6 protein-coding genes are annotated in these 5,968 nt (G+C 39.0%); all 6 read right to left on the bottom strand.

Features of this window, described 5'->3' with window-relative positions; translation table 11 throughout:
* Positions 1–308: 308 nt before the first annotated feature.
* On the bottom strand, positions 309–1,130 hold the full coding sequence (gene apaH, locus M983_RS05795; RefSeq protein WP_066748469.1) for a bis(5'-nucleosyl)-tetraphosphatase (symmetrical) ApaH: 822 nt from the start codon (positions 1,128–1,130) through the stop codon (positions 309–311).
* 2 nt (positions 1,131–1,132) lie between these two features.
* Positions 1,133–1,510 (bottom strand): Co2+/Mg2+ efflux protein ApaG, encoded by a 378-nt coding sequence (apaG, locus tag M983_RS05790; protein WP_066748459.1) that lies wholly within the window; start codon positions 1,508–1,510, stop codon positions 1,133–1,135.
* A 25-nt stretch (positions 1,511–1,535) separates the two neighbouring features.
* Entirely contained in the window at positions 1,536–2,357 is an 822-nt protein-coding gene (rsmA, locus tag M983_RS05785; protein ID WP_066748457.1) for a 16S rRNA (adenine(1518)-N(6)/adenine(1519)-N(6))-dimethyltransferase RsmA, read from the bottom strand.
* Entirely contained in the window at positions 2,350–3,360 is a 1,011-nt protein-coding gene (pdxA, locus tag M983_RS05780) for a 4-hydroxythreonine-4-phosphate dehydrogenase PdxA (RefSeq protein ID WP_066748455.1), read from the bottom strand. Before pdxA ends, rsmA begins: the two co-directional genes overlap by 8 nt.
* The gene (gene surA / locus M983_RS05775) at positions 3,332–4,660 is read right to left on the bottom strand and encodes a peptidylprolyl isomerase SurA (RefSeq protein ID WP_066748453.1); all 1,329 of its coding nucleotides are present in this window, start codon (positions 4,658–4,660) and stop codon (positions 3,332–3,334) included. Before surA ends, pdxA begins: the two co-directional genes overlap by 29 nt.
* Positions 4,661–4,736: 76 nt before the next feature.
* The coding region (gene lptD, locus M983_RS05770; protein WP_157091932.1) for an LPS assembly protein LptD at positions 4,737–5,968 on the bottom strand (1,232 nt) is incomplete at its 5' end.

The raw sequence follows: 5,968 nt of genomic DNA, 5'->3' as shown, positions 1-5,968 counted from the left end.
GAAATAGATTTATTATTCTAAATTTTATTTTATAAATAATAAAAAATTTATCTTTTTTATTTATTTTTTATTTATTTTTTATTTTTCGGAATAATATATTAAATAATATCTGATATAGAGGTTTTTTATTTTCAAATCTAATTTAATATCACTTATTTTTCGACAATAAATAATTATCTATATGATTTATAAGGATAAATAATAATTTTTTATTATTTGTTGAGAAATGTTTTAATTTACTATATCAAATGAATAAAAAAAGCACAGAATAAGGGGCGCTTCTGTGCTCAAAAAGAGTATTTATTAGTTCATATTGGATGTGATAGGTTTGGTTGCGTAAAATAGCATTTATCCTCCCAACGTAAACAGGTAAGCGCTCCTCCCCAGCAACAGCCCGTATCTAAAGCATATATATGTTCTGGTGTGCCTTTACCCTCAAGGGAAGCCCAGTGACCAAAGATTACACTGTAATCTTCAGGTAATTGGCTTGGCAAATTAAACCACGGTTTTAATGGTGCTGGTGCTTCTGGTGGTTTATCTTTGCAGATCATATCGAGTTGGCCATTAGGGAAGCAATAACGCATACGCGTTAATGCATTAGCACTAAAGCGTAACCTTGAAAGTCCTGACAGCTCTTCTGACCAGTTATTGGGCATATCACCATACATCGCATTTATAAATAGCGGATAGCTATCACTGCTTAATACTGCTTCTAATTCATTAGCACAATTTTTTGCTGTTGCAAGATCCCACTGAGGTGTTATTCCTGCATGAGCCATCACTATTTTCTTTTCATCATCCACTTGTAAAAGGGGCTGACGTCTTAACCAGTTAATTAGCTCATCAGCATCAGGCGCATTGAGTAATTTATCTAGCTTATCTTTTGGTTTGTTACGACTGATTTTTGCAAAGACACCTAAAAGATGGAGATCATGATTACCTAGAACAAGCCTTATAGAAGATCCCAGACGCTTTATAAAGCGTAATACATCTAGTGAATCAGGGCCTCTTGCAACAAGATCGCCAGTTAACCATAGAGTATCTTGTGAGCTATCAAAGTCTACTTTATCGAGTAGATGACGAAGTTCACGGTAACATCCATGAACATCGCCAATTAAATAAGTTGCCATAATTAATTTATCAATGTAGGAAGAGCAAGTCGGAAAACGGGAATATCTATTTGAAAAACACGACCTTGTGGGTCTATCATTTCATAATGTCCTTCCATTGTTCCCATCGGCGTTTCAAGAACTGCACCACTGGTGTAGCGGTATTGTGTACCTGGCTCAATAAGAGGTTGTTCACCAACAACCCCTTCACCTCGAACTTCTGTAGTATTTCCTTGAGCATTGGTGATTAACCAATAACGACGTAGCAGGCGAATAGCGTGCTTATTCAAATTATGTATGGAGATAGTGTAAGCGAAAACATAGCGCTCTTCTTCTGGCAAAGATTGGCTCTCAATGTAAACGCTTTGTACTTTTATCACCACTTTTGAAGAAGTGAACATAATGCCTCCTAAGTCAGGCTATACCTTAATTTATGTCGGTATTTTGCCTTTCTGATAACCAGTTTGCTACTTTGCAGTATTGCTCGACAGATATATTTTCAGCTCGTGCTGTAGGGTCAATACCTAGTTCTATCATATCTTCAGCAGTCAGTAATCCGCCTAAGCTGTTACGCAATGTTTTACGACGCTGATTAAATGCTTGTGAAGTAATACGACTTAGCATCGTAATATCTTTCACAGGATAAGGTTTTTCTTTATAAGGGATCAACCTAACTACCGCAGAATCGACTTTTGGTGCTGGTTTAAATGAAGTTGGTGGCACTTCAATTATTGGGATCACTTGGCAGTGATATTGTGCCATCACACTTAAACGACCGTAAGTTTTACTACCATGACCTGCAACAAGACGATTTACCACTTCTTTTTGAAGCATAAATGTCATATCAGAAATAGCATCAGCAAAACTAAAAAGATGAAACATAAGTGGCGTTGAGATGTTATAAGGCAAGTTACCAAAAACACGCAGAGATTGCTGACGCTCTTTTGCGAGTTGCGCAAAATCAATCGTCATTGCATCTTGCTGAATAATGGTCAGCTTGTCTTTTAATTTAGGATGAACCTCTAAACGAGCAGCTAAATCACGGTCAATTTCGACAACCGTCATTTTATCCATTCTTTCACCAACAGGCTCTGTGAGTGCACCTAAACCAGGACCAATTTCAATAACGGCTTCACCTGGTTGAGGATAAATAGATTCAACAATACTTTCAATAATATAGCTGTCTGTTAAAAAGTTCTGCCCGAAACGTTTGCGGGCAAAGTGCCCCTGATGGACTCTATTATTCATTACAATTTTGTATCATATTAATGGCTAAATTTAATGCGGTGAAAAAACTGCCAGCATCTGCGCTTTTAGTACCTGCAAGCTCAAGGGCTGTCCCATGATCAACAGAAGTACGGATAAATGGAAGGCCTAGTGTGATATTCACGGCACGACCAAAACCTTCATATTTTAGCACAGGTAATCCCTGATCGTGATACATCGCTAAGACGGCATCAGCATGCGTTAGATATTTAGGTTGAAATAAGGTATCAGCAGGATAAGGACCATAAAGTTGAATGCCTTGTTGACGAAGTTCCATCAGTGTAGGTTCAATAATATCAATTTCTTCATGTCCCATATGCCCACCTTCACCTGCATGAGGATTAAGGCCACAGACATAGATTTTAGGTGAGGTGATACCAAACTTTGTTTTTAAATCATGATGTAAAATGGTGATAACTTCATGCAAAAGCTCACTTGTAATTGCATCAGCTACATCTCTTAGCGGTAAATGCGTTGTTGCTAAGGCGACTCTTAATGTGTCTGTTGCTAACATCATCACAACACGTTCACAATGGCTACGATCAGCAAAAAACTCGGTATGGCCTGTAAAAGGCACGCCTGCATCATTAATAATGCCTTTATGCACAGGGCCTGTTACTAATGCTGAGAATTCACCACTTAGGCAACCATCACAAGCTCGTGCCAGAGTTTCAACAACATATTGCCCATTTCGTACATCAAGCATACCAGGAATAACCTCTGTTTGTGTTAGAGGTATAGGTAACACATAAATATGACTTGGGATATGTGATTGTGGGGGTGAAGCAGAGTCGTATTCAATGAGTGTTAGTGGTAGTGAAAGTTGTTGTGCTCGTTGTTCAAGTAATTGAGGAGAGCCACAGACAACCCAAGGTAAGTCCCAACTCATCTGTGCTAATGAGATTATAAGGTCAGGACCAACCCCGGCTGGTTCGCCGGGGGTGATAACAAGAGGTTTATTGAGCGTTGTTTGCGTCGTTTGCATCATTCTCATTCGTTATTTTTACATAAGCCCCTGCACGCAATTCTTGCATCCAGTTTTGGACCTCTTCATTAAACTTACGGTTAAACAGTAAACGGTAAGCTTGTTCTTTGTTTGCAGCATCTGTTTTATCAACACTACGCGTGTCTTCCAATTCAATCAAATGCCAGCCAAAGTTAGAGTGAACAGGTTGGCTTAATTCATTTTTATTTAAACGCATTAGAGCGTCACGGAATGCAGGATCGTAAATATCAGGCATTGACCATCCTAACTCACCACCGCGTAACGCAGAACCGGGATCTTCAGAATATTTTTTAGCGGCATCAGCGAAGCTTAATTTGCCACTACGAATCTCTGATGAGATTTGTTGTAATTTTGCGTACGCTTGTTCGTCATTTAAGATTGGCGAACTTTTTAGCAGAATATGACGAGCTTTAACTTCAGTGACAGAAATTGTTTTTGAGCCACCACGTACATCATTTACTTTGATGATATGTAAGCCAACACCAGAGTGAAGAGGGCCAACTAGCTCACCTTTTTTTGCATCAACCAGTTCTTTAGCGAAAAGTGTGGGTAATTCATCAATCGATGCCCAACCCATATTACCACCATTAAGCGCTTGAGGATCCGCTGAATAGGTTGCTGCTAATTTACCAAAATCAGCACCACTTTTTAGTTGATTCATAATACGAGTAGCAACTTGCTGTGCTTTCTCCATCTCTGTTGGTGATGGATTTTCTGATAATGGGATCAAGATATGACTAAGGTTAAGATCAACACGTTGATTAGCTTGATTCTCAATTTGTTTAGAAAGTGAATCTACTTCTTGTGGCAATATTGTAATACGGCGACGAACTTCATTATTGCGTACTTCAGCTAGCATCATTTCTTTACGAATATCTTGACGATATTCATTATAAGAAATGCCATCAGCAGCAAGACGTTTTTTCAGTTGGTCTACAGTAACGTTATTGTCAGCAGCAATCCCTTGAATTGTTGATTCAACCGCAGCTTCTGGAATATCAATTTGCATCTGTTGTGCCATTTGCAAAATAATATTATCCATGACTAAACGCTCTAGAATTTGCTGGCGCAATACTTGCTCATCAGGTAATTCTTGACCTGCACCTTTCGCATTCATTTTAACCGTATTTAGCATTCGGTTGACTTCACTTTCTAGAACGACACCGTTATTGACAATAGCCGATACGCGATTAAGTTCTTGTGCTGCAAAGGTTGTTGAGCTGGTAGCTGCTCCGGCTGTTAACATTAAGCCGACTAACAGCGTTTTCCAATTTTTCATAAGTTTCCCATTATGTGTGTTCCGCCCTGAGCGCGGGTTGACATATTTATTCAGCCAATTGCGTAGTCTGATAAAATCAGAATGCTCTTTGGTAAGGTAATATACCGCGTTCAAGCATTTTCTGACTACCCAGACTATGATTGTTACTTAGGCCTCTGAGTTCCAAATTGATCGACCATTTATTATCAATATCGCTGTGGTCAGCTTTCCAACCTACCACTTTTCGTTCATAGCCTACGTTAACAGCCCAACAACAGGTGTTATATTGAAGCCCGACCAATTGGCTAACAGGTTCTGACTCTTTAGTGTCAAAGTAATAAGCACCAACAAGTCCCCAACGTTCAGCTAAAGGCCAACTACCAACAACCCCGATTTGTGAAATACCTTTTTGGTATTCAGGTAGTTTGTTGATGGAACCATCATAAGGACGAATTCGTGTCGCTTGTATGTAATCACGGTCGACATAACGATAATTTAACTGTAGGAGATGATCGCTATCTTGGCGATATTCCATAATGGCATCACCCATAGAGACACTGCCTAATCGACGGTCGTATTGTAAACCGCCACGCAATCCTAATGTATCAGTAATCCGCCAATATGTATCGCCAGCCCATACCATTGAGCCGGTTTCATCTTTACTGTTAATAATTTCATTACCAATAGATGAAGGGCCTGTTCTTGGGCGTTCTAAATAGTAGATTTGTCCAACAGAAACATTAAAGCGCTCAACCAGTTCATTATCATAAAAGCGAGATGTTACACCTGTAGTGAACTGGTTTGCTGAAGCAATGCGGTCTAAACCACCGTACATTCTGTCACGGAATAATCCGTTATAGTTTGATTGCAGTAATGCAGAGTCAAAATTGTTGATATTAGATTGGTCTTTATAAGGTACATAAAGATATTGAACGCGAGGTTCCAAGGTTTGTGTCACATTACCTTGTTGATATTGACGTTCAAAAACGACTTTTGCATCTGATTTAAACTGAGGCAATACACGATTTACACTATCATCCAGTTGATTAGGATGTTTTTTCTTATAGTTATCGGGAATGTCTTGATCGTAATGTGTTGCGAGCAATTTCACTTCATTATTGAAGCTTGCCCAGCCATTTGATACAGGAAGCGATAATGTTGGTTCTATATGATAGCGGTTTGCTTCAGGTGTATTATCTCCCACACTGGTAAATCGTACCAACTGAGCGTAAGTTCTAAAATCAAAAGGGCCAATATCGTTTTTATAGTAATTCAAATCGAGCTGAGGTTCTGCGCGATATGCTCTTGCATCTTTATTATCAGAAAAAA

This window comes from Proteus myxofaciens ATCC 19692 (assembly GCF_001654855.1).
Lineage (GTDB): Bacteria > Pseudomonadota > Gammaproteobacteria > Enterobacterales > Enterobacteriaceae > Proteus > Proteus myxofaciens.
The sequence above is the reverse complement of the archived record's forward strand: the minus strand, read 5'-3'. Positions and strand labels throughout refer to the sequence as shown.

Excerpts from the sequence above, each read along its gene's own strand:
- apaH (WP_066748469.1), bottom strand. The coding sequence starts at position 1,130 with ATGGCAACTTATTTAATTGGCGATGTTCATGGATGTTACCGTGAACTT.
- apaG (WP_066748459.1), bottom strand. The coding sequence starts at position 1,510 with ATGTTCACTTCTTCAAAAGTGGTGATAAAAGTACAAAGCGTTTACATT.
- rsmA (WP_066748457.1), bottom strand. The coding sequence starts at position 2,357 with ATGAATAATAGAGTCCATCAGGGGCACTTTGCCCGCAAACGTTTCGGG.
- pdxA (WP_066748455.1), bottom strand. The coding sequence starts at position 3,360 with ATGCAAACGACGCAAACAACGCTCAATAAACCTCTTGTTATCACCCCC.
- surA (WP_066748453.1), bottom strand. The coding sequence starts at position 4,660 with ATGAAAAATTGGAAAACGCTGTTAGTCGGCTTAATGTTAACAGCCGGA.